Source organism: Plantactinospora solaniradicis (assembly GCF_042658085.1).
Lineage (GTDB): Bacteria > Actinomycetota > Actinomycetes > Mycobacteriales > Micromonosporaceae > Plantactinospora > Plantactinospora solaniradicis.
Genome location: NZ_JBHSPR010000001.1, coordinates 569,660 through 593,431, shown reverse-complemented (window position 1 = coordinate 593,431; position 23,772 = coordinate 569,660). Strand labels below are relative to the sequence as shown.

Sequence of the window (23,772 nt, the reverse complement as noted above, 5' to 3'; positions counted from 1 at the left end):
TACGGTGATCACGTGAACATGAAGCTGCTCGGCGAGGTCCTGGTGACCCTGCTGGTGATCACCGACCCGCCGGGCATGGTGCCGATCTTCCTCGCCCTGACCGGTCAGATGCCGGCCCGGGACCGGGTACGCGCCGCGTGGCAGGCGGTGGCGCTCGCCCTCGGAGTGATCGTGGTGTTCGCGGTGGCCGGGCAGACGCTGCTGGACTACCTGCACATCGACCTGCCGGCGTTGCAGGGGGCCGGCGGCCTGCTGCTGATCCTGGTCGCGCTCGAACTGCTCACCGGCAAGGCCGACAACCCCGGAGAACAGACCACCACCAACATCGCGCTGGTGCCGCTGGGCACGCCGCTGCTGGCCGGTCCCGGGGCGATCGTCGCCACGATGCTCTTCGTGCAGCGGGCCGAGGGTACGGCGGACTACCTGTCGATCGGGGTCGGCATCGTCGCGGTGATGGCCGCGGTCTGGCTCATCCTGCGCTTCTCCGGCATCGTGGTGAAGGTGCTCCGACCGGCCGGGATCGAGGTGCTGACCCGGATCGCCGGCCTGCTGCTCGCCGCGATCGCGGTGCAGCTCATCGCCGACTCGGTGGCCGCCTTCGTCACCGCGCACCTGAACGGATCCTGACGGGACGGGCGGCGGACGGCGGACCGGTCCGCCAGGACGCGGCAGGCCGATGGAGGCGGATCGACAGGTGTGTCGGACCGACATGGCAGGATCGGGCCGTGCGAAGGCCCTCCTCCGGCGGTAACCGGACCCCTCGACCACGTGGCGCCGAGCCCGAGCAGCTGGGGTTCGAGGGGATGCCCGAACGCCTCTTCGTCTGTACGCCGAGCAAGCTCGGCGCGTACACGGACTGCCCGCGGCGGTACCGCTACTCCTACGTCGACCGTCCCGCGCCGCCGAAGGGCCCACCCTGGGCACACAACTCCCTCGGCGCGAGCGTGCACACCGCGCTGCGCAACTGGTACGCCCTGCCGGCCGACCGTCGCGGCTCGGACGCGCTGCCGACGCTGCTCAAGGGCACCTGGGTCCGGGAGGGTTACCGGGACGAGGAGCAGGAGCGGGCGGTGTTCCGTCGTGCCCTGGAGTGGCTGGAGTCCTACGTGGACACGTTGGATCCCGATCAGGACCCGTTGGGTGTGGAGCGGGTGGTGGCGGTGAAGACCGCCGTGCTGGCGTTCAACGGCAGGGCCGACCGGATCGACTCCCGCCCCGGCCCGGACGGTCCGCAGTTGGTGATCGTCGACTACAAGACCGGGCGTACCGGGCTGGACGCCGACGACGCCCGAGGCTCCCAGGCGCTCGCGCTCTACGCCTACGCCGCCGAGCGGGTGTTCCGACAGCCGTGTCGGCGGGTGGAACTGCACCACCTGCCCAGCGGGACGGTGGCGGCACACGACCACACCCCGGAGTCACTCGCCCGCCAGTTGGGCCGGGCCGAGGACACCGCCCGGGACATCATCGCCGCCGAGCGGGCCGTCACCGACGGCACCGACCCGGACGAGGCGTTCCCGGTCTCGCCAGGGGTCCGGTGCGGTTGGTGCGACTACCGGCGCAGCTGCCCGGCCGGAGCGGACGCGCCCGCCAAGGAACCTTGGGCAGCCGTGGAGCGGGCCCTGCTGCCGGCCGATCCGGAGTGACGGAGTGACGGACTGACGCCGGAACGCCGTCGCGGCGGCACCCGCTCCCCGGCCGGTTCGGCTCAGTCGTCCGCGGCCCGGCGTAGCTGACAGGTGGGGCAGAGCCCCCAGTAGGTGACCTCCGCCTCGTCGACCTCGAAGCCGTACGCGGTGACGGGGTCGAGGCAGGGCGCGGAGCCGACGGCGCAGTCCACGTCGGCGATCTCGCCGCAGCCCCGGCAGACGACGTGGTGGTGGTTGTCCCCGACCCGTGCCTCGTAGCGGGCCGGTGATCCGGCGGGCTCGATCCGGCGGGACAGCCCGGCCCGGGAGAGTGCGCCGAGTACGTCGTAGACGGCCTGGGTGGAGACCGATTCGAGCCGCTGGCGGACCCGTTGGGTGATCTCGTCCACCTCGAGGTGCCCGCCGGCGGCCAGCACCTCGAGTACGGCGAGGCGCGGTCGGGTGACCCGAAGGCCCCTCGACCGGAGCAGCTCCTCACCAGTCATTCACCTATAACAGCACGTGAACGCGGTGCCAACAAGGCGGGTACCCGGCGATCGTGGTGGTCACCAAGGCGGCCGACGGGATGCGAAGGTGACAACCGGATACCGGCGGAACCGAAGTGAACCGCCCGGGCTCCTCACCCGTGTACCGGAATGGGTCGCAGGAACTGTGACCTGTTCGTCGTAGCGTAGGGTCCCCCGGTCGGGATCGTCACAAAGGAGACGTCGGTGTTCAGGGAATTCATGGGCCTTCCCGTACATCCGTTGCTGATTCACGCCGTCGTGGTCTTCGTGCCACTGCTGGCGTTGGTCAGCGTGGCCTACGTGGCCCTGCCTCGGTTTCGGTCCCGGCTGGACTGGGCGGCGGTGGCCCTCGCGGTGGGCGCACCCGTGTCGGCCTTCTTCGCCAAGCTGTCCGGCGAGGAGTTGAAGGAGGTGCTGGTCGGCCGGAACTACCCCCCGGAGGGGATAGCCAAGATCGAGGAGCACCAGGGCTACGGCGAGCTGACCCTGTGGTGGAGCCTCGGTCTCGGGGTGGCCACGGTGCTGCTGGTGGTCCTGACCAGCCGGCGTCGGCCGCTGCCCGGCTGGTTGAAGCTGGTGCTCTCCGGGGTCGTCGTGGTGCTCGGCGCGATCAGCGTCTACTACGTCTACCTGACCGGCGACACGGGCGCCAAGACGGTGTGGGAGGGCATCCTCTAGGGCCCTGCGCGCCGAACGGTGCCCACGCGGCATCCGGGCAGCCGGTCAGAACAGCAGCCGCGAGCAGAGCAGGCACATCACCACGAGCAGTGCCGCGCCACCGACCAGCCCGATGCCGTAGGTCAGCGTCCGTGCGCTGTCCTCGGCGACATCCAGGCCCGGAAGGTCCTGGGCGGGCAGCGGTCGTGGTGGCGGCGGCTGCACGTGCACGGGTGGCCGCCAGCCCGGTGGTGGAGTGTCGCTCGCGGGCGGCCCGGGGTAGTGGACCTCCGGCCGCCTCGGTGGCTGCGCCGGGGTGCCCGCCGCCGGCTCCGGCGTGCCGGCGGATGGTTCCGGGGGCCGGCGCCAGAAGGCGTCATCGGCGGCGTCACCGCTGCGCGTCGTCACGCTGTCCGACGCTACCAACCCGAGCCGTGCCGGACCGCTCTCCGGTATCGCCGACCCGCCCGCCGTCCCGACCGCGCGGCCAGGCTTCCGCCCCGGGGCGAGGGCGCGGGTACGCTTCCCGGGTGCACAGGACGGACGAGCCGCGCGCCACGGGACAGGCCCGGGACGACGACCGAAGGGTCGAGCTGACCGACGACCATCGGGTGCTGCCCGACCAGTCCGTGGACGACACCGACCGAGGCTGGGGCGAAATGTCGGATTCCAACGACGACCGCTTGTTGGCCGAGCGTCCGCCGCACTGGGACTGACGGATCCTCGGCCCGGGACGGATGCCCGGGTTCGCCCAATCATGGACGTCCCGGCCGACGGCAACCGCTACGGCCGGACGATGATCGCGAAGCGGGTGGGCTCCGGCATGCCGACCGCACGGTGTGCCTGGTCGGGGCTGAGCGCCAGGTAGATCGCACTGGCCGCGCCCTCGTCCGGCGCCGCCTCCAGTACGTCGAGCACCAGCGCCCGGGCCGCCAGGACCGTGGGCCTCGGAGTCCGGGCCGCCCGATCGCCACCGGGCACCGCCAGCAGATCCACCCGGGCTCCCGGCCGGGCCACCGTCAACGCGGTCGGTTCGGCGAGCCGGATCGGAACACCGACCGCTCCGGCCGGCACCGGCAACGGCCCTCCGGTCGGTCCCGGCGGCGGGCCGGACGCGGCTGACCTGCTCTCGGGCCCGCCGGACGGCGACGTCGTACCCGCCGGGGTCGCCGCCGGGGAACGTCCTGCGGATGGCTCCGCAGCAGTCGGATCGGGGCAGGACGACGAGGGCTGACGCAGGTAGAGCAGGCCGAGCGCGAGCGTCAGCAGGGCGGCGACCAGCGCCCAGCGCAGTGTCGCACCGCCGCTCGGTCGTACCGGCCAGCGGCTCGGTGCCAGTGTGCCGTCGCGGCGGGCGAGCGTACGGTCGTGCGCCATGGCGAGCCTCCCGGGGCCGGCGACGCCAGCACCCGGGGGCGCCGCTCGATGCGCAGGAGGCTAGGCGACGACCGGGCTGGACGGCGGGCGCGAGCCGGCCGCCTGTGGATAACCCGGGTGCCTGTGGATAACCGTGCCGGCGCGGGGGTCAGCTGGTGCTGGACGAGGACGACGAGGTCGACGCCTTCGACTTGCCGGCCGACCCGTTGCTGCTGGTCGAGCCGTTTGCCGAGCCGGATCCTCCGCCGCTGTCGCCGCTGCCCCCGCTGGAGGTCGAACCGGAGCCGCCGCCACTCGACGAGGACGAGTTGGAGTCGCCGCCGCCGCTGCCGCCGGAGGTGCCCTTCGCGGAGTCGGACTTCGCCGCCGCGGAGCCGCCCGTGCCGCCCTCCGAGCCGTTGGCCCGGGAGTCGGTGCGGTAGAAGCCGGAGCCCTTGAACACGATGCCGACCGAGTTGAACAACTTGCGCAGCCGGCCCTCGCACGCCGGGCACTCGGTCAGCGGCTCGTCGGTGAAGGACTGCACCGCCTCGAGCTGGTGGCCGCACTCGGTGCAGGCGTACTGGTAGGTGGGCACGTATCCCTCCGGATCTTGCAAGCCTGTTGGCACTCGACGTATCCGAGTGCCAATGGTGCGGCATCGTACCCGCTTTCGTCCAGCGAAAGTGTCGGGGCTGACCCTGGCCGGGCATCGGTGCGGGGCGGACCTCAATCGGAGATCAGCATTCGTAACCCGCCGGACGGAGTGATCACGGAACGGATCGGACGATCATGAAGTCCGCGCGGAACGGAGTCGATCACCTCGTCGTCGTACAGCAGGGCCACGGTCAGCGCGTTCTCGTCGGTCCGGGCCAGCGCCCGGTCGTACGAGCCACCGCCCCGGCCCAGCCGCAGGCCGGTGTGATCCACGGCCACCGCCGGCACCACGATCAGCTCGGCGGTGCCGATGGCGGCCGGACCGAGCCGCTCGGCGGCCGGCTCACGCAGTCCCCGGCCCGCCACGACCAGGGAGCCCGGTCCGCCGTACGGCGCCCAGTCCAGGTCGAGATCCGGGCGGAGCACCGGCAGCAGGAACTGGCCCCCCGGACCGAGCGCCCCGGCCACCGCGTCCGGCAGGTCCGGCCCGCCGGGTTCGGAGCCGACCGGGACGTACCCGGTGATCCGATCCGGTCGTACCCGCCGGACCAGGGCGATCAACTCGGCCTGGATCCGCTCGGCCGCGACCCGGCGTACCTGCGGCGACAGCGCCCGGCGGCGGGCCAGCATCCGGACCCGGAGCGCGGCCTTGGCCGGACCGATACCTTCATCCGAAAAATCCGGCACGTAACACTCCCGCGGTGACACCGGTTAACCAATCGGTTGGGTCAGCATCGCAGCATCGGGTGCGGAGCTTCCGGGGGGATGAGTGACGCTGCGCGGACGCTTGACCACAGCTTTCCTCGCCGTGGTGCTCGGGCCGGTCCTGCTCGGCGCGTTCTTCGTCGCCGGCACCGTGGCGACGATCAGCCGTCACCAGTCCGAGGACCGCCTCAATCTCGCCGCCGGCACCGTCCGGACCTCGATCAGCGCACTCTGTCAACAGTTGCACGCCACGGCCGGCGCCGTCGCCCTGCTCGCCGATCCCACGAGTCGGGCCGGCGCGGCCACCGAGATGGTGGCACGTGGACTGGCCGGCGCCGTCCTGATCACCGATCCGGCCGGGGTGGCGGCGTTCGTCACCCCGGGGGCGCCGCCCCGGCCGTGGGTGTCGTGCGCGGGTCCGGCCGCCACCGACTCCGCGCTGCGCGCTCTCGCGGTGCGGGTGGAACTCCGGGACCGGCTCGGTGCGGTGGTCGGCGCGGTATGGGCCGCCCAGGTCCTGGACGCCGCCTTCGTCCGGCGGCTCGCCGCCGCCAGCGGAACCGCGGTGACGCTGATGCGGGGCGGGCCCGAACCGGCCGAGACCGTGCCGGGGGCCGGGCCGCTGCCGCACAGCCCACCGCCGCCGAACAGCGCACCGCCGCCGGTCGGCGGAACGCCGCCGGGCATCGGCGCGCCGCCGGACCTCGGACCACTCTCCGCCGCGCCACCGGCCGCAGGCCCGCGATCGGGTACGTCGTCCGGCCCCGGATCACCGGGCGTCGGCCCCGCGCCGGGCGAGGTCCCGCCGTCGGGGGCAGCCCCGGGCGGAGTTTCGCCGTCGGGAGCCGTCCCGGGCGTGGTCCCGCCGTCGGGTCCGGGCCACCCGTCCGGCGCCGTCCCCACGGCGGATGCCGGATCCGTGGCCGTCGAGTCGCCGGAGATGTCGCCGGAGGTGGAGTCGCAGAGCACCGAGTCGACCAGTGCCCGGGCCGGGGTGCTCGAAGCCGCGCGGCGGATCTCCGGGGACATGGTTGTCCGGGCCGAGGGCGGCCGGTACGTACGCCGGGTCGGCCCTTCGCCCGGTCAGCCGTTGCCGCTGGTGCTGTCGGTACCCCGCAACCCGCCGACGGCCCGGTACGGATCCCTCGGTATCGGCGTGCTGCTCGCCGGGGCTCTCGCGGCGCTGGCCGCCTGGCGGCTGGCCCGCTCGACCACCCGACCGCTGGCCGAACTCGCCCGGGCGGCCGATCGGGTCGCCGACGGGGACCTCGCGGCCCGGGTGCCGGTCCGGGCACCGGACGAGGTCGGTCGGCTGGCCGACAGCTTCAACCGGATGACCCGGGATACCCAGTCCTATCTGCGGGCGCTGGTCATCAGCCGGCACCAGTTGCGCGACCAGCTCAGTGTGCTGGGTGACACGCTGGCCAGCACCCACGACCTACATCGGATCTTCCAGGTGATCCTGCGGACCGCGATGGCGGCCACCGGTGCCCGGGCCGGGGTGGTGCTGCTGCTCGATCCCGGCACCGGGATCCTGGTGAGCCAGTGCGCCGAAGGGCTGGACGGTCGTGAGCCGAGGCAGGGCAGTCCGGCCGGCGGCGATCGGCCGGGCCACCCCGGTCAGCCGGAGCTGCGGGTTCCCCTCGGCGGTGGACTGCTGGGCACGGTAGCGGCCACCAGGGAGCCGCGCCGGGGAAGGCTGGACCGGGACGGGCCGCCGCTGTACGCGCACGAACCCCACTGCCGGACGTACGTCGCGGTCCCGTTCTCGGCCCCCGCGCCGGTCGGCACGGCGGTGGCGCAACCGTCGGGTACCGGTGGCGGAACCCTGCCGTTGCGCCCCGCGGCCGCTGCCCGCTTCTCGGCCGGAGCCCTCGGATCCGGCGCGTGGTACGCGGGAATGGCCGGCAGCCCGGCCGCCGGTCCGGGCGACCCGCAGTCCGCTGTCGGGGTACTGGCCCTCTACGACCGGCTCGGGTCGGACGAGTTCGACGACGCCGATCTGGTCACCCTGGGTACCTTCGCCGGTCATGCCGCGGTGGCGGTGGACAACGTGCGGGTGCACGAGGAGGCCCAGCGGCTGTCGCTGACCGACCCGCTGACCGGGCTGTGGAACTACCGCTATCTCAAGGAGTCGGTCCGGCGGGAGATCGAGCGGGCCAGCCGGTTCGGCCGGATGCTCAGCGTGCTCGCCCTCGACCTGGACAGATTCAAGGAAGTCAACGACACCTACGGGCATGCGGCGGGGGACGCCGTGCTGGCCGAGTTCGCCGCGCGGATCCGTGGCGCGATGCGGGAGGTCGATCTTGCCTTCCGGCAGGGGGGCGAGGAGTTCGTGGTGCTGCTGCCGGAGACGGACGCCCGGGGCGCGGCGACGGTGGCCGAACGCCTGGGCGCGGCCGTCCGGGAGACCCCGATCGCGATCAGGCCCCGGCCCGGGGTGATCGCTCCGGTCCGGGCCCAGGTCTCGGTCACCGTCTCGGTCGGCGTCGCCGTCTATCCCGACCACGCCGCCACCGGCCCGCAGTTGCTGGTCGCGGCGGACGAGGCGCTCTACGCGGCCAAGGCGGCGGGCCGGGACACCTATCGGGTGGCCACGCCGGGCGGCAGGCCGGTGTCGGAGGAGATCCCGGTACGGGTCGGCGCCGCGTCACCGGACGACGGGCTGCCCTGGGCGGGTGACGGCTCGGCCCGGAGTTCGGGTGCGGAGCGTGGCCCGGGCGGCGTGTGGTCGGGCCGGGGGCCCGGTGGCGTCCGCCCGGATCGGGGTTCGGGCGGCGAGCGATCGGATCAGGGGTCCGGTGGCGTCCGGTCCACGCCCCCGGGACGAGCGGGGGGAAGCGGACCGGTCGACGCGGGCAGCGGCCCGGACGGCGCGTTATCCGGGCCACAACCGCCGCGCCAGGTCCGTGGCCGATAGTCTCGCGACATGCCGGAGCACGCAGCGACCCCAGCTAACCCCTCAACGTCGACGACCGGACGACGGGCGGCGAAAGCCGTCATCCCGGCCGCCGGCCTGGCCACCCGGTTCCTGCCCGCCACCAAGGTGGTGCCGAAGGAACTGCTGCCCGTGGTCGACCGCCCTGTGCTGCAGTACATCGTCGAGGAGGCCGCGCAGGCCGGCATCGACGACGTGCTGCTGATCACCGGCCGGGGCAAGACCGCGATGGTCGACCACTTCGACCGCCGGCCCGACCTCGAGGCGCGGTTGGAGGAGAAGGGTGATCCGGAGCTGCTGGCCGCGGTGCGTCGGCCGGGTGAGCTGGCCCAGATCTACACCTGCCGCCAGCCCGAACAGCTCGGCCTGGGCCACGCCGTCGGGTACGCCGAGACGCACGTCGGGGACCAGCCGTTCGCGGTGATGCTGGGCGACGAGTTCGTGAACCTCTCCGAACCGCTGCTGCCGGCCATGCTCGACCTGCAGGCCCGGACCGGGGGAATCGTGCTCGCCTTCTTCGAGGTGCCCCCGGAGGAGACCAAGCGGTACGGCATCGCGTCGGTCGCCCCGGCCGACCCGGAGCTGTCCGACCTCGGCGAGGTGGTCGAGGTGACCGGGCTGGTGGAGAAGCCGAAGCCGGAGGACGCGCCGAGCAACCTGGCGATCCTCGGCCGGTACGTGTTGCCGAGCGGGATCTTCGAGGCGATCCAGCGGACCGGCCGGGGTAGCGGTGGCGAGATCCAACTGACCGACGCCATGAGTCTGATGTTGAAGGAGGGCACGCCGGTGCACGCAATCGTCTACCGCGGCACTCGTTACGACACCGGCATGCCCCTGGGCTACCTCCAGACGGTGGTGCAACTCGCCTGCGAGCGCGATGATCTTGGAGCGGAGTTCCGGCAGTGGCTGGGCGAGTTCGTCGCCTCCGACGCCGGCCGCCGGACATGACGGCCCGCGGTGAGGTGACGGTGTGACAGCGACGGCCGGTGCCGAGGCGGCCGCCAACGAGCTGACGCCGCTCGCCGACTACCTGGGCAGCGTGCTGCGCAGGCTGCGGGCGCTTCCACCGCTCGACCTCGACCTGACCCAGGCGTACGGAAACGTGCTCGCCGAGGATGTCGTCGCGCCGCACTCGTACCCGGCGTTCGACCAGGCCGCCATCGACGGCTACGCGGCCCGGTGGGAGGACATCTCGGGCGCGGGACGGGCCGCCGCGGCCGGAGGCGGCGGCTACGGCCCCAGCCGGTTGGGCGACCCCCGGCCCGTACGCCTGAACGTGGTCGGTGACCTCGGGGCGGCGAGCTGGCGCCCGGTACGACTGACGCCGGGCGCCTGCTTCTCGGTGGCGGCCGGTTCGCCGCTGCCGATCGCCGCCGACGTGGTGGTGCCGGTGGAGTGGACCGACCAGGGCATGGCGGCGGTGGAGATCTTCCGGACCCCGAAACGCGGCTACGGGCTGCGCCGGGCCGGCGAGGAGCTGCCCGCCGGTACGCTGCTGGCCCGGTCCGGCTCGTACATCTCCCCGGCCCTGGTCGCGGTCTTCGCGGCGACGGGCATCGGACACGTCGTGGTCCGACCCAGCCCCCGGGTGGTGATCGTGGCGACCGGCGACGAGCTGGTCGACGTCGGCCGGGGCAGCCAGCCCGGTCAGGTGGTGGATATCAACTCGCACGCGCTGACCGCGGCGGCGGCCGAGGTGGGTGCGCTGGCGTACCGGGTCGGGATCTGTGACGACGATCCGGAGGGGCTGCGCGGGTTGCTGGAGGACCAGACCCTGCGCGCCGACCTGATCATCACCACCGGTGGCACCGGCGCCGGGCCGGGTGACATGATCCGGCGGGTGCTGTCCCGGCGGGACGGCGGCCGGGCCAGCCCGGTGACCTTCATGGAGGTTGCCCTCTATCCCGGAAGCGCCCTCGGATTCGGTACGGTCGGAGCCGAGGAGGTGCCGGTGGTCTGTCTACCCGGTGAGCCCGGTGCCGCATTGATCGGCTTCGAGGTGCTGGCCCGTCCGGCCATCCAGTTGCTGGCCGGCGCCGAGCCGGTGTTCCGGCCCAGTGTCCGGGCGCACCTGCTGGAGACGGTCTCGTCGCCGGCCGGGCTGCGCGAGTTCCGGCCGGCGCACGTGGCGGAGCGGCGGGGCGGCGGCTACACCGTCCAGCCGCTGCGCGGTGGCCCGTACACGCTCTCCGGGCTGGCCGAGGCCAACGGCCTGGTGGTGCTCGGTGAGCGGGTGACCAGCGCGGCGGCCGGTTCCACCGTGGACGTACTGCTGTTGGACCGGCGCCGGTGACGCCCGACCGGTCGTCGACGAGGTGGGTACCGGCACTGCCGCGCGAACGGGGACAACAGCCGTGAACTTCACCGTGACGCCGGGTTGGCCGGTCGTACTGCGGGACGGACCGGTGCTGCTGCGGCCGTACCGGCGGTCGGACGCGGCCGCCTGGTCCGAGGTGCGCTGCGTCAACCAGTCCTGGCTGGCGCCCTGGGAGTCGTCCCCGCCGGGTCGTTGGGACGAACTGAACTCGCCGGCCGCGTTCCGGTTCGTGCACCGTGACCAGCGCCGACAGGCGCGCCGCGGCGAGAGCATGCCGTTCGCGGTGTGCCTGGTCGAGGCGGGTGGCCGGGAGCGGCTGGTCGGGCACCTCAATCTGGGCAACATCGTGCGTCGGGCCTTCTGCTCGGCGTACGTGGGGTACTGGGTGGACGGTCGGGTGGCGGGACGCGGTGTCATCCCCACCGCGATGGCGCTCGCCGTCGACCACGGCTTCGGCCCGGGTGGGCTGCACCGGATCGAGGTCAACATCCGGCCGGAGAACGGGCCGTCCCGGCGGGTCGTCGAGAAGCTGGGGTTCCGCGAGGAGGCGTACCACCCCCGCTACATGCACATCGACGGAGCCTGGCGTGACCACATCGGCTACGCCATGACCAGCGAGGACGTCGCGGGTGAGGGTGGCCTGCTGGCCCGGTGGCACCGCCTGCGTACCGCCGCTTCGTGAGCGTGCCGGACGATCCCTGTTGATCTTACCGACCGCTGGTCGGCCGGCGCGCCGCACGATTTTCCTGGTGTGCCCCCGTAACCTGAAGTAACTAGGACGTGCGGCAACGTCGGACGAACCCGCATGATCTCCGCGAGCCGTGATCCGTGATCGCATCGTCGGGGGACTGCGGTCCGGTCGGTTGCCCGACGTGGGTGACGGGAGGGATGAGGGTGCCGGCCTCGGTGCTCCTCGCCGTCCTCGCCGCAGCCGGTCTGCTCGCCCTCGCGCCGGCACTGGTCCGCCGGTACGACGCCACCGAGCGGCTGGCGGCGGAGCGGGCGCAGTCGACGGCGCGGGTGCTCCAGCGCCGTCGGCGCCGTCGCAGTGTCCCGGGACGGAAGCCGATGAATCCGTCTCGTTCCCGGATCGTCACCCTCCGTGCTGAGGTGCCACCCGCCGGCTCGCCGGCTGCGGACCCGGCCGCCGGGGACTCGCCGGTCTCCGGGCCACCTGCGTCAACCCGGCGGTCCCGACGGCTGCGCGCCGTACCCCAGAACGCGGGACGGGCCCGGCGTCGACGCCCACCGGCCCGGCACACCCCGGCGGTGTACCGGCGACGTCGGGTCTTCGCCGCTCTGCTGCTGCTCAACCTCGTCGAGCTGATCGGGGTGGTAGTGGTCAGTCCGGGCTTTTGGATCAGCTTCTCGGTCACCGGCTCGTTGCTCGGCGCGTACCTCGTACACCTGCGGGGTCGGGCGATCGCCGACCGCCGGCGGCGGCGCGCGGAGGCCCGGGAGGCGGCGTGGCTGGCCGCCCGCCAGGCGGAGGTACGCCGGGCGCAGGCCCGTCGGGCGCAGGCCCGCCGGGAGGCGCAGCGCCGCCTCGCGGCCCAGCGCGAGATGGTACGTCGGGCCGCGCTGGGAATGAACCGGAACGCCGACCTGCCACCGGCGGCCAGTGGCGGCGGCCGGGCCGCGGCCTCGGTCTCCTACCGTCGGGCCGGCGGACTACGCGGACGTCCCTACGAGGCCGGTCGGGGCCCGACCGCGGGGCAGTGACGCCTGGCCCGGTCGGATTGTCGTGCGGTCCGCGCGGGGGCGGGTTCGCGGCCGGGGCGGCCGACCTGTTAGCCTTGGCGCCGGCTCGCTTCGCCAACCCTGTTGGCGGGTGGACGTTCGGCGAGTCGGCAAGGGGCTGTGGCGCAGACTGGTAGCGCACCTCGTTCGCATCGAGGGGGTCAGGGGTTCAAATCCCCTCAGCTCCACCAGAAATACCGTTGACCAGCGGAAACGCTGGCAGCAAGATCGATCGGACCAGATCTGGTCCGGATCAGCGTGGATCTTGGATCTCTGGGGTGACCTGGCGCTCGACGCTTGCGTCGCGCAGCGCGGTGCTGATGATGTTCCGGCGGCGATCCTTCTTCGGCCACCAGTGCACGTAGGCTTCCAGGGTTATCCGCAGGCTGGAGTGCCCGGCGGCTCTGCGCCAGGTCTGCCAAAGTACTGACCGGTGTGAGATCTTCCTCTACGGATCAAGATGATTCCGGTATGACGTAGCTGAGTTCATGTCCCGGAGGAATGTGTTCCTCGCACGGCGCTTCGGGGCGGTTGCCTTGACGTCGAGTATTGAAGGTGTCGACAAGGCTTGCCGGAAGGTTGAAGTCACCCCTGGCGTCCGGATCGGGGAAATCTTTGTACGTTTCACGCATACATTTCGCGAATTCGACCAGTTTCGCCATGTCCTCGCCGACGTTCTTTTCCTCGTCGATTCCGTAGGCTCTCAGCGTTCTGGCCAGCTCACTGCATGCTGCTGGCGGCTCTTCCGCAACGGTGCCTGCCGGAGAGGTCCAATTACCCTTGACGTCCTTAACAGGGTCCGGGAAGTTCGGGTTTCCATTTTCCCGCATGCATTTCGCGAACCTGAAGGCCACTTCTCGCTGGGCATCCTCCGAATTCACCGAGGGCGACGCCGTGGCACCGTCCGTGCCGTTGCCACCGCTACACCCAGTCAGGGCGATCGTGACCACCCCAGCCATCGCGAATAAATACACGCTGGCGGCAATTCGCGATTTCATATGCTAAGAGTACCGTCGACATCTCAACCCGCCTCCCCCAAATGTTGCCTCAGCGTGCCTACTTTTGAGGGGCCGCGCGGTCTGCGGGCAGAGCGCGTGCCGGGCGGCGGGCAGCCTAAGAGAGGGCGGTGCCGCCTGCGGTGCGGAGATCAATAGGACATTAATGAATCGGGCGGCTGAATTGGGAGAACAGTTCGGCGGCCTCGTTCGTTCCGGGTCCTGGTCACCTCCGATGGCGGTCGACCACACGGGCGTTGCGTGCTCTACGTCTGGACGGCCGGTGCGCGGCGGGCGGCGAACTGGGCTTCGAGGCCGTCGAAGATGGCCCGGAGGCCGAACTCGAAGCTGTCGTCGGGTGCGGCACCGTACTCGGCGGCTGCCGCGGATTCGAGGCGGGCACGTAGCCGTGGGAACTGCATCGCGGTCTCGCTGGCCTGGGTCATGGTGTCGCGGATCCGTTCCTCGGCATCGCCGCCGTCATGGTGGTCCTGGCCGGGCTCAACCTGTCCGGCAATCACTGGGGTCAGGTGCTGACCTGGATCTTCCAGTCGATCGTCCTGGCCGCAACGCACTCATCCTCCACAGCCAACTCACCGCCGTGAAGGCGGTGAAGGCTGCCTTCGCCCGCAACGGCGACCCGATGCTCGACCCCTGGCCGCAACCATCATCGCCTGACCACACCCGGCCGTCGAACCATGTAGACGTCGATCGGGTCTTGGACCTCCATGGTGAACCCGTGGCGCTCGTACAGCCGCCGGGCGGCGCTGCCCTGGAGGACCTGTAGCCGGACGGGCACGCCGAGGGCATCGGTCCGGTCCAGGAGTGTTCGCAGGACGGCCGAACCGAGCCCCCGGCCCTGGAGCCCGGGGACGAGATAGAAATTCTCCAGCCAACGCCCGCCCTCGACGGCTGGCCGCACCGTCACGCAGCCCGCGAAGGCGCCGTCGGCCACGATGACCGACGTGTGCTGCGGGGAGAAGGAATCTCGGGCCCGCTGCCGGACCCGGTGCTCGTCGAACCGACCCAACCGCTCCAGGTCCGGGCGCATAACCGTCGCCCGCAGCTCCGCGATCACCTCGACGTCGGCCGGTTCCGCAGGACGTAGCGCCCATCCCATGGGACGGCCCGACCCGATGCCGGGCACCTGGCCTGGCCGTATCCCATCCGCTGTCGTACTCGTATCCACGGCCGAAGTATTCCAGTGGCCCGCTGGAACCGGGCACGGAGCAAGATCATGAACCGAGCAGTCGCGCAGCAGCCGCTATCGCGCGCCAACTCGTCACGGCCGCCCCCGAGGAGCGGGACGACGACAGGGAGTAGCCAAGGTCGCACGGGCTCCTGTCGCGTCGGCATGCCGCTCCGGACTGCGCCTGATCTCCCGTACGCGGTAATGAGCCGCCATAACATGGGGCCATGCAGACGGTGACGGTGCGTTTCGTCGGCGGACCCGCCGACGGCACCGCGCGGGAGTTGCCGGCCGCTCCCGGCGGTCGACCGCCACAGCGGTGGATTCTGAGCACCCGGGACGACACACCCGGCCTGCCCGGCGCGGACCACCTATACGAGCTGAAGCCCGAGCAGACACCGGACGGCATCTGGACGCTGACCTTCGTACGCTCCGACCCGATCGGCATGACCGAATAGCCGCTCCCCCGCCGAGGGGGACGCTGGATGCCGCAGGCGGTCAGCGGCGGCGACGCCCGAGGGTGGACAGGGCCAGGTTGCCCTTGACCTTCAGTCGCGGGTCGAGGAGGAGTTGGCGGAACGCGTCGATGTCGGCTTCCGCCATTCCGGCCGCGACGAGCTTCTCCCGGATGGCGCCGGCGGTGGCCCGGGGAAGGAGGCATCCGTGGGTGCCGCCGGCCCAGGTGCCGGTGTAACCCTCGGTGTCCACCTCCAGACCGAGGTCGAGCATCGCGCCGTGGACCCGCCGGCTCCACGCCGGATCGTTCCCCGAAGCGCGAAGCGCGCTCTGGAACGCGTCGTGGTACGCGCCGTACAGCCGGTCGGCGTCGGGGTCCGGGCTGGCGAGCACGCTGGTGCTCCAGCTCCCCTCGAACTCCTCGATCAACAGCACGCCACCCGGGTTGAGCGCGTCGGCCAGCTTCCCGAGTACCTCGATCCGCTGGGGGAGGTGTCCGAGCAGGAGCCGCGCGTGGATGAGGTCGAAGGTCCCGGGCAGCGGGTCGGTCACCACGTTGTGCTGCCGGAGGTCGACCCGGGGATCCGCGCTGCTGTGCTTCGGGTCGACGTCGGTGGCGATCACCTCCCCGTCCGGTGCGAGGCCGGCGAGGGTGGCGGCGACTGTGCTCGCGCCGACCGCGATCACCAGGCAACGTGCGTCCCGTGCCACCCGGGCGTCGCCGAGCCGCCGCTCGCTGAACGGGTCGTACATGCCGGCCAGGTGACGCAGCATGGCGCCGCCCTCGGTCTCGGCGTCTTTGAAGACGTACGTGGTCGACACGAATCTCTCCCAGGGGTCAGGCGGTGGTGTGGGGGATCCACGGGGCGATGCGGCGTTGGATGGCGGCGAGGACGTAGAACAGGGTGACGCTCATGGTGCCGAGCAGGGCGACCGCCGCGAATGCCAGCGCCGCATCGGTGCCGGCGTTCTGGATCACGTAGCCGAGCCCCGCCACGGCGCCGAACAGTTCGGCGACCACGGCGCCGATGATGGCGAGTGGCAGGGCGGTCTTGAGGCCGACGAAGATCTGCGGCAGCGCCGCCGGCAGCCGGATCTTGACGAACGTCGCCCATCGCGACGCGGAGAGCGTGCGGGCCAGTTCGGCGAGTTCCGCCGGAGTGGTGGTCAACCCTGCCGAGGTCGCCAACACCACCGGAAAGAAGCACATGAGCCAGACGAGGACGACCTTGGGCCCCTGGCCGAACCCTCCTATCGCGAGCAGTAGCGGTGCCAGCGCCGGCTTGGGTATGGCGCTGAGCACCAGCAGCATCGGATACAGCGCCCGTTCGAGGCCGCGGGAAGCGGCCAGCGCGGTCCCGACCAGCACCGCTGTCGCGATGGCGAGGCCGAAACCGGTGAGGGCCTCGACCAGGGTGACCCAGGCGTTCTGCAACAGGTAGCCGGGCAGCCGCCCGAAGGCGGCCACCACCGCCGGTGGCGCCGGCACGAGGTAGGGCGCGATCTGCAGGGACGCGACCGCCGCCCACCAGGCGGCGATGAAACCGGCGGTGCCCAGCAGCGGTGCTCCGACGATCGACAGGACCCTCCGTCCGCCTCGTTCGACGGCGTTACCCGCGCGGCGTGCCATCCGGTCGCAGCCCTACCCGGCCAGGTTGGTGAGGACGATGTCGGTCGGGGGTAGGCCGGCGGGGACCGCTCCGGCTCCTTGCAGGATGGCGATGTTGCGGGCTACCCGCGACATGTCGAAGTGTCCGAGCGGGGCGTCGGCGATGCCCTCGATGTATCCGACCAGACCCTTGAGCTCGGAGACTGCCGCCTCGGGCTTCTGACCCTGGGTCTCCTTCTGGGCCGCGTAGATCTGGCCAGCCTCGTCGGGGTGGTCGATCGCGTACTTCAGCCCGCGCAGCAGGGCGCTGTTGAAGCGGCGTACGAGGTCGGGCTTGTTCTGCGCGGTGTCGGCCGTCACGCCGACGGCGGAGCCGTGCAGGTCGGTGAGGTAGTCCGTGAAGGGCAGGACGGTGATGGGCTGCTTCGCGAGTGCCCGGACCGAGTCCACGGCCGGAACGAACTGGCTGACCGCATCGACCCTGCGTTCGGCGAGCAGGGCCGCGTGCTGGAGCGGACCCGCGTTGACCCACTTGATCTTGGATGGATCGAAGTTGGCGAGTTGCGCGTAGGTGGCGAAGAGGAGGTGGTTGATCCCGCCCGGGACGTACGAGAGCGTCTTACCGGCGAGGTCCCGCGGCCCGTTGATGCCACTGCTCTTGAGAGCGATGAAGCAGGCGAGGTTCCGCTGGTGCAGGACGGAGGTCAGCCGGAAGTTCTTGATCCCGCCCGGCTTGGTGTACTCCATCAGAGCGCCGCTGACGTCCAGGGTGGCGAAGGTGGCCTGCCCGCCGACCAGGTTCTTCAGGTTGTCCGTCGTGCCCTTGCCGGGAAGGGCCTGGACCTCGAGGCCCACCTCGGTGAACCAGCCCTTCTCCCTGGCGACGAAGATCGGCGCCTCGCGGCCCTGGAAACCCACTCCGGTCAGAATCGTGACCTTTTCGGTCTGCCGGGAACTGGCCTTGCCACCGCTGCCGCTGTCACACGCTGTCATTGCCGCGGCGGTGGTGGCGGCGGCACCGACGAGGAGACTTCGGCGAGTCATTACCGATGTTGGCATCCCGTTTCCTAACTTAGTAAGCCTAGTAATCCAAGCTGCATCGGACGGGGGTTCTCGCAGGCAGAAGAAGCCTCCCCGCCGCAGCAGCATCGGACTACCACGATGGATCGCGGATCGCGTCGTCCTCGGTCGCGCGGCGGGGAGGGAAGCGTCGGGGGGCCCGGCCTTGGTGCCTACGCAAGGGGGAGGCCCCCGTGCCTCGCCGGCAAACCTAGATTGCCAAGCAATCCAAGTCAACGTTGCTTGCCGAGTTTGCTTGTAAAGCCAGGTCAGGCCATGATCAGATAGGGGTGCCTACGCAAGGAGCACCTGGTATGCCTGAACCTGCCGTGCCCGTGTACCGCAGAATCATGCGCGAGATCGAAACGAAGATCGAGAAGGCTGAACTGCGTCCGGGTGACCAACTACCGTCAATAAGTCAGCTGACCGAACAGTACAAATGCTCTGCCCCGACGGTCAGGCAGGCGCTCGCGCGACTACAGGAGCGCGGCGTGCTGCAAGGCCATCAAGGTCGAGGCGTGTACGTCGCACCGGCCCCGGACTAGAGCATTTCGGACTGAGCGGCCGGTTTGCGTAATGGTGTCATAACCGGCCGCCCAGGCCAACCTCGTCTTAAGCGATTTGCCCGTACGGAGCGGTCAGTGCTTCCGCGCCGTCGAGCCGCGCAACGCCGGCTCCACGATGCCGGCGTACCCGACGTGCCCGGCCCGGTTCGGGTGGTACGACTCGCCGATGGGGTTGGAGGTGCCGTTGAGCCACTCGACGTCGTCACAGACGGCGTGGCCGGTGAACGGGCCGCGTGCGTCGACGAAGCCGAAGCCGTGCGCGGCGGCCCGGGTCCCGATGGTCGTCGCCAGCAGGTCCGCCGCGGCGTTCAGTTCGACCTGCTCGCCGGGGGAGATCCGAGCGATGATGTTGCACTCCTCGCCGTTGAACAGTCGGGGATAGCCGACCACCACCACCCGGGCGTTCGGCGCGAGGGTACGGATCCGGGAGTAGAGCTGGTCCAGCCGGCCCGGCAGGGTGTTGCGGATCTGGTTCTCCGCGTTGTCGATCTGGGGCCAGCAGTTGGTGGGCCAGGGCAGCGAGCACTGCACGACCACCGACGACCAGCCGATGTCGTTGCCGCCGGCGGTGACCGTGACGTAGTTGGTCGCGGCGTTGAGGCTGCCCAGTTGCCCGTTGAGTACTCCCGCGACCGTCGCGCCGGAGCAGGCCGGGAAGGTGAGGGTGGCACCGAGCCGGGCGGCGTCGAGGACCGGGTACGAGTGCCGGGACCGCTGGCAGGAACCGCTGTCGGGGTAGTACTCCCGGGTTCCGGTGCCGGAGGCGTACGAGTCGCCGAGCGCGGTGTAGGTGGTGGCTGCGGCCTGGGCGGGCACGGCGGCCACGCCGACCGCGACTGCGGTGAGCAGGGGTACGGCGATGGCGGCTAGCAGCGGAACCGGACGACGACGCAGCGACATGGTTGCCTCCTGACATCGGTGAGGGTTGATGTCAGGTTGGCAGATACCTACGGCGCGCGGAAGTGGCTGTGTAGATTTCTTTCGCTAGCGGGTCGTGCGGGCGTACCCGGGGTCAGCGTGGCGTGATCGCGTGGAACGCCCCGGCCCGGGTGCCGACGTAGATCCGGCCACGCCAGACGGCCGGAGTGGACTCGATGCAGCCGCCGAGCCTGAGCTTCCAGAGCGGTTTCGGCGCGGCGGCGGTGTCGGCGATGTCGTACGCGTGCAGGAAACCGGCGCAGTCCCCGATCACCAGTACGTCGTCGACGACCACCGGCGACTGCCAGGTCGGACCGGGCAGCCTGAACCGCCACCGTACGGCGCCGCTGGTGCGGTCGACGCCGAGCACCTCACCGCCCTGGGTGTCGAAGATCGCCAGGTCGCGGTACAGGGCCGGGGAGCCCCAGATCCCGGCGGGCCGGCGGGCGCGGTCGTCGACGTGCCAGACGGCCGGGTCGGCGCCGCGCTTCGGGTCCAGCTTCATCATCTGCCCGACCCGTTTCGAGCGGGCGGTACCGCGCTCGTACTCGGAGCCGACGTAGAGCGCACCGGCCTCGTCGACCGCGATCGAGGCGTCCGTGTCGTCGCCGGTCCAGAACCGGAACACCCGCTCGGGCTTGCGCCCCTGCTTCAGCCCGCTGATGTCCCAGCCCTGCACCAGACCGCCGGAGTTGGCGAAGTAGACCACGTCGCCGTGGATCGCGACCGAGTTCTCGATGGAGACCATCCGGTCGTCGAGGTCCCGGAGTAGTCGGCCGTCCCAGCCGGGGGCGTTGAACACCAGCTTCGGCTTCACCGTTACCTTGCCGCCGGCTCCGTACCGCCGGTTGAGCTTGACGATGTGGAACTGGCTGTTCTCGCCGCCGAGGAAGAGGTGGTCGTCGAGGATCAGCCCCGCACCGTCCCAGTCGTCGTTCCACATCGTCGGCGAGACCGCCTTCGCCGACAGCCGCCACAGCTCGGTCGGCGTGCCCCGGTCGATGGCGAGGATCCGGTAGAAGTTGTCCCGCGATCCGGAGTAGACCAGCGGGAACCCGTCCGGGTCGACGGTGACCGAGCCCTTGATGATGTCTCCGGTCGGGAAGTCGGGCAGGATCCGCTCGCCGCTCTCGGCGTCCAGGAAGTGGATCTTATGGTCGTACGCGCCGAAGACCACCCAGGTCCGCCCGCTCCGCTCGAACACCGCCGGTTGGCCGGTCCAGCCGGTACCGCACCAGACCCGGGTGCCCTTCTCGTCGGTCGACTCCCCACAGAGTCCACCGCTACGGGGGAACTGCCAGTCCCGGACCGGCGTCTTCCGGGGCACCGGCCCCGAGCCGTAGTACGTCCGGGTCGGATTGCCCCGGAAGGTGAGCAGCCCCGGCACCTTGTCGCCGTACGGCTGCCCGACCCTCGCCGGATCCGACCATCCGGTGAAGCGGGCAGGGTTGGCTGGCGTATCCGGGGCGGGACTCTGACCGCTCGACCAGTGCGGCCCCGGATTGTCCGTCGATGGTCCACCGAAGTCACAGGAGGTGCCACCGAGTACGACGACCAGCGCGAATACGCCGAACCGGGCACCCGCGGTGCCCAGCGGCCCGTGCCGAGGTGTGGTCACCGGCACAGTGTGCCCACGAGTCAGCATGACCGACAGGCGGCTCACCTGGTCAAATCAATGTCGACTTAAAGACCTTCCTCTCGACCCTCGCTGGCGCGCGCGGCCGTCGATCGAACCGCGCGATCGGCGGCGGCGTGCCCGCCCCGGAACGGCGCCGCCGTGGCGGCGGCGGACGTCCCGGGGCGGGCCGGCCGGGTCGGGCTACCGGTCACGCCCGGTCAGCCAGGTCACGCCCGGGTCAAGCTCCGGTTCAGCCCGTCGGGAGCAACTCGACCTTCCTGCCCGCGCGTCCTCGCGCCTCCGAGCTGGTCCGGGGCCTCGGCGTCTTGACCGTGATCCGGAACCAGAACGAGCCGTAGCCCGGCAGCGTGAGTTGGTACGGGCGGGCGCCGATCAGTGGAAACGGCGTCTGGCCGGTCAGTTCCACCGGCTGGTGCCCGATGAACCGGCTGCCCAGCGGAAGCTGTGCCGGCTGCGGATGCCGGGACAGGTTGTGGACGCAGAGCACCACCTCGGCGCCGACCCGCTCCTCGCCCTCGCCCTCGTACTCACGCAGGAACGCCAGGACGGTCGGGTTCTTGCCACCGAGGTCGCGGAACGAGCCGATGGCCAGCGCGGGATGCTGCTTACGTACCTCGATCATCTGTCGGGTCCACTGCAACAGCGACGCCGGCTGTTCGAGCTGACGTTCCACGTTGACCGCCTGGTACCCGTACACCGGGCCCTGGTTGACCGGCAGGTAGAGCGCGCCGGGGTCGGCCTTGGAGAAGCCGCCGTTGCGGTCCGGCGACCACTGCATCGGTGTACGGACGCTGTTGCGGTCGCCCAGCCACACGTTGTCGCCCATGCCGATCTCGTCGCCGTAGTACAGCACCGGTGAACCGGGCAGGGAGAGCAGCAGCGAGGTGAACAGCTCGATCTGGTTCCGGTCGTTGTTCACCAGTGGAGCCAGCCGACGCCGGATGCCGGTGTTCACCCGCATCCGAGGGTCCTTGGCGTACTCGTTGTAGAGGTAGTCACGTTCGGAGTCGGTGACCATCTCCAGGGTCAGTTCGTCGTGGTTGCGCAGGAAGGTTCCCCACTGGCAGCCGCTGGGAATCTGCGGGGTCTGGGCGATGATCTCCGAGATCGGGTAGCGCGACTCGCGGCGTACCGCCATGAAGATCCGGGGCATCACCGGGAAGTGGAACGCCATGTGGCACTCGTCGCCGCCGACGCCCGGGTCGCCGTAGTAGTCGACCAGGTCGGTCGGCCACAGGTTCGCCTCGGCCAGCAGCACCCGGCCCGGGTACTCGTCGTCGACCGTCTTCCGTAGCCGCTTGAGGTAGGCGTGCGTCTCCGGAAGGTTGGCGCAGTCGGTTCCCTCCCGCTCGTAGAGGTAGGTGATCGCGTCCAGCCGGAACCCGTCGATACCCAGTTCCAGCCAGAACCGCACCACGTCGAGCATGGCCTCCTGTACGGCTGGGTTGTCGTAGTTCAGGTCGGGCTGGTGGGCGAAGAACCGGTGCCAGTAGAACTGCTGGCGGACCGGGTCGAAGGTCCAGTTGGACGGCTCGGTGTCGCAGAAGATGACGGGCACCCCGGCGTACTCGGTGTCGGTGTCCCGCCATACGTAGAAGTCACCGTACGGACCGGTCGGGTCCTGCCGGGACCGCTGGAACCACTCGTGGGTGTCCGAGGTGTGGTTCAGCACGAGATCGGTGATCACCCGGATGCCACGGGCGTGTGCCTCGTCGACCAGCGTGACGAAGTCGTCCAACGTTCCGTAGTCCGGGGAGATGAGCAGGTAGTCGCGGATGTCGTAGCCGCCGTCCCGGCGCGGTGAGTCGTAGAACGGGGGCAGCCACAGGCAGTCGACGCCGAGCCATTGCAGATAGTCCAACTTGGAGGTGAGGCCCGGCAGGTCGCCGTAGCCGTCTCCGCTGGCGTCGAAGCACGCCTGCACGAACATCTCGTAGAAGACCGCTCGCTTGTACCACTCCGGTTCGACCGGCAACTCCCGGGCGCGGCGCCGGACCTGGGTCGCCGGCCGCTCCGCCGGCTCGTCGGGTGGTACGGACGGCGGCACTACCCGCTCAGCTAGATCGGACATGACTCTCCTCCGGGTTGCGAGGGGGGAAGTTCCCGCGGGTACGTGGTGTGGGAACCCGCGGGAAACGCGGGGAGAGAACACCGGCACCGATGGCGGCGGCTCACCGCCCGTTCTACGGCGTCAAACGGGGAAATGGATCAGCGGTAACGGCAACAAATTTGTAACCATGCCGACGAATGCCGGGCCGGACCGGATGAAATGTGAGCCGAAATGGCGCACTCGCGCTGTTGTGCGGCTTCGGCGTCGACCGCCGCGCGGGTAGCTGATGCCCGTCCGGGCCCTGTGCCCGATATGCCCGTTGTGGTAGGCGGTGCGTCGGTCGGAAATCTGACTTAACACCACCCGTTGTGCCGCTGATGCAGGGTGGTTAAGCTCCTTGGTGCGCGCCCCAATCGCCCGCTTCCCCCGTGGCAGGCGATCGGGGCGCGCACCTTTGTCCGGCCCTTCGGCGCTGCCCTTCCGCCCCGGCCGACCTCCGCCGCCATCCCCGCCCGACACGGCACTGAGCAGCAGGCCAACGTCGCGGCGACAGCGCATCGGCGTCGCGGCGACAGCGTGGTGACAGTGCATCGGCGGCGCGGCGACAGTGCATCCGGCGTCGCGGTGACAACACATCCGGCGTGGCGGTGACAAACATCCGGCGTGGCGGCGACAGCACGGCGACCACCCGCCGTCCACGGTGGATCCCGCACTCTCCCCGGCCAGGCGCGGCGCCGACGGCATGGCCGCCCCCCGTTTCCGGTGACAA

The 23,772-nt window shown here is 70.8% G+C and carries 25 protein-coding genes and 1 tRNA gene; 12 read left to right on the top strand and 14 right to left on the bottom strand.

The features are described from left to right. The first annotated feature begins 12 nt into the window (after window positions 1–12). Window positions 13–627 carry a MarC family protein gene (locus ACFP2T_RS02675; protein WP_377416833.1) on the top strand — a complete coding sequence of 205 codons (615 nt, stop codon included), beginning with the start codon at window positions 13–15 and terminating at the stop codon, window positions 625–627. Window positions 628–803: 176 nt separating this feature from the next. Next, the gene (locus tag ACFP2T_RS02670; RefSeq protein ID WP_377417853.1) at window positions 804–1,643 is read left to right on the top strand and encodes a RecB family exonuclease; all 840 of its coding nucleotides are present in this window, start codon (window positions 804–806) and stop codon (window positions 1,641–1,643) included. Between the two features lie 62 nt (window positions 1,644–1,705). Here the strand turns inward: ACFP2T_RS02670 and ACFP2T_RS02665 are convergent, their stop codons facing one another. Then, entirely contained in the window at window positions 1,706–2,131 is a 426-nt protein-coding gene (locus ACFP2T_RS02665; protein WP_377416831.1) for a Fur family transcriptional regulator, read from the bottom strand. Between the two features lie 225 nt (window positions 2,132–2,356). Here ACFP2T_RS02665 and ACFP2T_RS02660 point away from each other — a divergent pair, with 225 nt between their 5' ends. Next, a complete protein-coding gene (locus ACFP2T_RS02660) occupies window positions 2,357–2,830 on the top strand; it encodes a DUF2231 domain-containing protein (protein ID WP_377416829.1) in 474 nt (157 codons plus the stop codon). Between the two features lie 45 nt (window positions 2,831–2,875). Here ACFP2T_RS02660 and ACFP2T_RS02655 read toward each other — a convergent pair whose 3' ends face one another. Next, complete coding sequence (locus ACFP2T_RS02655) at window positions 2,876–3,217, bottom strand: translation initiation factor 2 (RefSeq protein ID WP_377416827.1); 342 nt, start codon at window positions 3,215–3,217, stop codon at window positions 2,876–2,878. 122 nt (window positions 3,218–3,339) lie between these two features. Between ACFP2T_RS02655 and ACFP2T_RS02650 the strand changes: the two genes are divergently transcribed. Further along, on the top strand, window positions 3,340–3,525 hold the full coding sequence (locus ACFP2T_RS02650) for a hypothetical protein (RefSeq protein WP_377416825.1): 186 nt from the start codon (window positions 3,340–3,342) through the stop codon (window positions 3,523–3,525). Between the two features lie 67 nt (window positions 3,526–3,592). Here the strand turns inward: ACFP2T_RS02650 and ACFP2T_RS02645 are convergent, their stop codons facing one another. The 3 genes from ACFP2T_RS02645 to ACFP2T_RS02635 form a co-directional block, all read right to left on the bottom strand. Continuing rightward, window positions 3,593–4,186 (bottom strand): flagellar biosynthesis protein FlgA, encoded by a 594-nt coding sequence (locus ACFP2T_RS02645; protein ID WP_377416823.1) that lies wholly within the window; start codon window positions 4,184–4,186, stop codon window positions 3,593–3,595. A gap of 148 nt (window positions 4,187–4,334) precedes the next feature. Continuing rightward, complete coding sequence (locus ACFP2T_RS02640; RefSeq protein ID WP_377416821.1) at window positions 4,335–4,763, bottom strand: FmdB family zinc ribbon protein; 429 nt, start codon at window positions 4,761–4,763, stop codon at window positions 4,335–4,337. Between the two features lie 131 nt (window positions 4,764–4,894). Further along, window positions 4,895–5,509: a 5-formyltetrahydrofolate cyclo-ligase gene (locus ACFP2T_RS02635; protein ID WP_377416819.1), complete on the bottom strand. Its 615-nt coding sequence runs from the start codon at window positions 5,507–5,509 to the stop codon at window positions 4,895–4,897. 100 nt (window positions 5,510–5,609) lie between these two features. On the opposite strand from ACFP2T_RS02635, the gene ACFP2T_RS02630 reads away from it, so the two are divergent. The 6 genes from ACFP2T_RS02630 to ACFP2T_RS02605 all read left to right on the top strand — a co-directional run bounded on the left by ACFP2T_RS02630 (window position 5,610) and on the right by ACFP2T_RS02605 (window position 12,713). Next, a complete protein-coding gene (locus ACFP2T_RS02630) occupies window positions 5,610–8,447 on the top strand; it encodes a diguanylate cyclase (protein ID WP_377416817.1) in 2,838 nt (945 codons plus the stop codon). A 9-nt stretch (window positions 8,448–8,456) separates the two neighbouring features. Beyond that, on the top strand, window positions 8,457–9,413 hold the full coding sequence (locus tag ACFP2T_RS02625) for a UTP--glucose-1-phosphate uridylyltransferase (protein WP_377416815.1): 957 nt from the start codon (window positions 8,457–8,459) through the stop codon (window positions 9,411–9,413). Between the two features lie 22 nt (window positions 9,414–9,435). Next, the gene (locus tag ACFP2T_RS02620) at window positions 9,436–10,758 is read left to right on the top strand and encodes a molybdopterin molybdotransferase MoeA (protein WP_377416813.1); all 1,323 of its coding nucleotides are present in this window, start codon (window positions 9,436–9,438) and stop codon (window positions 10,756–10,758) included. Between the two features lie 61 nt (window positions 10,759–10,819). Then, the gene (locus ACFP2T_RS02615) at window positions 10,820–11,464 is read left to right on the top strand and encodes a GNAT family N-acetyltransferase (RefSeq protein WP_377416811.1); all 645 of its coding nucleotides are present in this window, start codon (window positions 10,820–10,822) and stop codon (window positions 11,462–11,464) included. A gap of 206 nt (window positions 11,465–11,670) precedes the next feature. After that, window positions 11,671–12,504 (top strand): divisome protein SepX/GlpR, encoded by an 834-nt coding sequence (gene sepX, locus ACFP2T_RS02610; protein ID WP_377416809.1) that lies wholly within the window; start codon window positions 11,671–11,673, stop codon window positions 12,502–12,504. Window positions 12,505–12,636: 132 nt separating this feature from the next. After that, a tRNA-Ala gene (locus tag ACFP2T_RS02605) sits at window positions 12,637–12,713 on the top strand. A gap of 264 nt (window positions 12,714–12,977) precedes the next feature. On the opposite strand, the gene ACFP2T_RS02600 is transcribed toward ACFP2T_RS02605, so the two are convergent. The 3 genes from ACFP2T_RS02600 to ACFP2T_RS02590 all read right to left on the bottom strand — a co-directional run bounded on the left by ACFP2T_RS02600 (window position 12,978) and on the right by ACFP2T_RS02590 (window position 14,637). Further along, complete coding sequence (locus ACFP2T_RS02600; RefSeq protein WP_377416807.1) at window positions 12,978–13,520, bottom strand: hypothetical protein; 543 nt, start codon at window positions 13,518–13,520, stop codon at window positions 12,978–12,980. A gap of 263 nt (window positions 13,521–13,783) precedes the next feature. Then, the gene (locus ACFP2T_RS02595) at window positions 13,784–14,038 is read right to left on the bottom strand and encodes a TetR/AcrR family transcriptional regulator C-terminal domain-containing protein (RefSeq protein ID WP_377416805.1); all 255 of its coding nucleotides are present in this window, start codon (window positions 14,036–14,038) and stop codon (window positions 13,784–13,786) included. A 146-nt stretch (window positions 14,039–14,184) separates the two neighbouring features. Beyond that, a complete protein-coding gene (locus ACFP2T_RS02590) occupies window positions 14,185–14,637 on the bottom strand; it encodes a GNAT family N-acetyltransferase (protein WP_377416803.1) in 453 nt (150 codons plus the stop codon). Window positions 14,638–14,933: 296 nt separating this feature from the next. On the opposite strand from ACFP2T_RS02590, the gene ACFP2T_RS02585 reads away from it, so the two are divergent. Next, complete coding sequence (locus ACFP2T_RS02585) at window positions 14,934–15,164, top strand: hypothetical protein (protein ID WP_377416801.1); 231 nt, start codon at window positions 14,934–14,936, stop codon at window positions 15,162–15,164. A gap of 40 nt (window positions 15,165–15,204) precedes the next feature. On the opposite strand, the gene ACFP2T_RS02580 is transcribed toward ACFP2T_RS02585, so the two are convergent. From ACFP2T_RS02580 to ACFP2T_RS02570, 3 genes are read right to left on the bottom strand one after another with little or no spacing between them, the layout of a single operon-like run. Further along, window positions 15,205–15,984, bottom strand: coding sequence for a class I SAM-dependent methyltransferase (locus tag ACFP2T_RS02580; protein ID WP_377416799.1), 780 nt, complete (start codon window positions 15,982–15,984; stop codon window positions 15,205–15,207). A gap of 16 nt (window positions 15,985–16,000) precedes the next feature. Continuing rightward, a complete protein-coding gene (locus ACFP2T_RS02575; RefSeq protein WP_377416797.1) occupies window positions 16,001–16,792 on the bottom strand; it encodes an ABC transporter permease in 792 nt (263 codons plus the stop codon). Between the two features lie 12 nt (window positions 16,793–16,804). After that, window positions 16,805–17,815, bottom strand: a complete 1,011-nt coding sequence (locus ACFP2T_RS02570) for an ABC transporter substrate-binding protein (protein WP_377416795.1) — start codon at window positions 17,813–17,815, stop codon at window positions 16,805–16,807. A 329-nt stretch (window positions 17,816–18,144) separates the two neighbouring features. On the opposite strand from ACFP2T_RS02570, the gene ACFP2T_RS02565 reads away from it, so the two are divergent. Beyond that, entirely contained in the window at window positions 18,145–18,375 is a 231-nt protein-coding gene (locus ACFP2T_RS02565; protein ID WP_377416793.1) for a GntR family transcriptional regulator, read from the top strand. Window positions 18,376–18,468: 93 nt separating this feature from the next. Here ACFP2T_RS02565 and ACFP2T_RS02560 read toward each other — a convergent pair whose 3' ends face one another. The 3 genes from ACFP2T_RS02560 to treS all read right to left on the bottom strand — a co-directional run bounded on the left by ACFP2T_RS02560 (window position 18,469) and on the right by treS (window position 23,024). Then, a complete protein-coding gene (locus ACFP2T_RS02560; RefSeq protein ID WP_377416791.1) occupies window positions 18,469–19,296 on the bottom strand; it encodes an SGNH/GDSL hydrolase family protein in 828 nt (275 codons plus the stop codon). A gap of 112 nt (window positions 19,297–19,408) precedes the next feature. Further along, window positions 19,409–20,932, bottom strand: coding sequence for an outer membrane protein assembly factor BamB family protein (locus ACFP2T_RS02555; RefSeq protein WP_377416789.1), 1,524 nt, complete (start codon window positions 20,930–20,932; stop codon window positions 19,409–19,411). A gap of 250 nt (window positions 20,933–21,182) precedes the next feature. Further along, the gene (treS, locus tag ACFP2T_RS02550) at window positions 21,183–23,024 is read right to left on the bottom strand and encodes a maltose alpha-D-glucosyltransferase (RefSeq protein WP_377416788.1); all 1,842 of its coding nucleotides are present in this window, start codon (window positions 23,022–23,024) and stop codon (window positions 21,183–21,185) included. Window positions 23,025–23,772: the final 748 nt, after the last annotated feature.

What these genes read in the sequence shown, in the direction of transcription:
- ACFP2T_RS02670 (WP_377417853.1), top strand. Translation starts at nt 804, where the DNA reads ATGCCCGAACGCCTCTTCGTCTGTACGCCGAGCAAGCTCGGCGCGTAC.
- ACFP2T_RS02665 (WP_377416831.1), bottom strand. Translation starts at nt 2,131, where the DNA reads ATGACTGGTGAGGAGCTGCTCCGGTCGAGGGGCCTTCGGGTCACCCGA.
- ACFP2T_RS02645 (WP_377416823.1), bottom strand. Translation starts at nt 4,186, where the DNA reads ATGGCGCACGACCGTACGCTCGCCCGCCGCGACGGCACACTGGCACCG.
- ACFP2T_RS02625 (WP_377416815.1), top strand. Translation starts at nt 8,457, where the DNA reads ATGCCGGAGCACGCAGCGACCCCAGCTAACCCCTCAACGTCGACGACC.
- sepX (WP_377416809.1), top strand. Translation starts at nt 11,671, where the DNA reads ATGAGGGTGCCGGCCTCGGTGCTCCTCGCCGTCCTCGCCGCAGCCGGT.
- ACFP2T_RS02600 (WP_377416807.1), bottom strand. Translation starts at nt 13,520, where the DNA reads ATGAAATCGCGAATTGCCGCCAGCGTGTATTTATTCGCGATGGCTGGG.
- ACFP2T_RS02590 (WP_377416803.1), bottom strand. Translation starts at nt 14,637, where the DNA reads ATGGGATGGGCGCTACGTCCTGCGGAACCGGCCGACGTCGAGGTGATC.
- ACFP2T_RS02585 (WP_377416801.1), top strand. Translation starts at nt 14,934, where the DNA reads ATGCAGACGGTGACGGTGCGTTTCGTCGGCGGACCCGCCGACGGCACC.
- ACFP2T_RS02575 (WP_377416797.1), bottom strand. Translation starts at nt 16,792, where the DNA reads ATGGCACGCCGCGCGGGTAACGCCGTCGAACGAGGCGGACGGAGGGTC.
- ACFP2T_RS02570 (WP_377416795.1), bottom strand. Translation starts at nt 17,815, where the DNA reads ATGACTCGCCGAAGTCTCCTCGTCGGTGCCGCCGCCACCACCGCCGCG.
- ACFP2T_RS02565 (WP_377416793.1), top strand. Translation starts at nt 18,145, where the DNA reads ATGCCTGAACCTGCCGTGCCCGTGTACCGCAGAATCATGCGCGAGATC.
- ACFP2T_RS02560 (WP_377416791.1), bottom strand. Translation starts at nt 19,296, where the DNA reads ATGTCGCTGCGTCGTCGTCCGGTTCCGCTGCTAGCCGCCATCGCCGTA.
- treS (WP_377416788.1), bottom strand. Translation starts at nt 23,024, where the DNA reads ATGTCCGATCTAGCTGAGCGGGTAGTGCCGCCGTCCGTACCACCCGAC.